General features: G+C 60.3%; 1 protein-coding gene. It reads right to left on the bottom strand.

Annotated features, from left to right (window positions below; translation table 11 throughout):
* The coding region (locus ACPUD7_RS17730; protein ID WP_425120648.1) for a DDE-type integrase/transposase/recombinase at positions 1-711 on the bottom strand (711 nt) is incomplete at both ends.

Raw genomic sequence — 711 nt, 5'->3', positions numbered from 1 at the left:
GGACGCGGACGAAGACCTCGGACCCCAGGAGTGCATGCGGTACCGAATACTGCCCGGACTCGAAAGCGACCATCGGCGTATTGACCGGAACCTTCCTCGACAGACCGAACGCGATCGTATGCGCCCGATCCGGGACCGGATGCATCCTCTCCTGCTCCTGACCGATCAAGTCGATCGGACATCGTTTCGTCACCCGATGCTCTTTCTCGTTGATCTCGGACATAAAGGCTTGGCACGCGGCCTCGAGGTCAGCAAACGAAGCGTACTCATTGCGCAGGTTCGTGGCTGTGGGCACCAGATCAGCCTTCGCGATCTGGACGGACCGCTCCACCCCGCCCTTCGACGCCGGATCGGCCGGCTGACACGTCAGGACCGTCGTTCCGTAGTACTTCGCGAATGAGACTGTGTCGCGATTGCGCACCGGAACCCCGGCGATATGCATCGTCGTGACGGTCTTCTCGTTATCAGTCAACACATAGGTCGGGATGCCGCCGATGAGTCGAAACGTGCGGTCTAAGACCATAAACACCGACGCCAGCGTCTTATCCCGAAGCGGAATGACGATGCGAAACCGCGAGAACGCCAACCACGCGATGAACAACACCGTCTTCACGCCACCGACGACGGGCCCGTCACCGTAGTCGTATTGCAGCCACAGTCCCGGCTCTGCCACCCAGGGACGATGCACACGACGACCTGCTCTTTCATGGA

The sequence above is a fragment of the Brevibacterium sp. FAM 24630 genome (genome assembly GCF_049804075.1).
In the GTDB taxonomy this organism is placed as follows: domain Bacteria; phylum Actinomycetota; class Actinomycetes; order Actinomycetales; family Brevibacteriaceae; genus Brevibacterium.
This window is presented reverse-complemented; position numbering and strand designations above follow the sequence as displayed.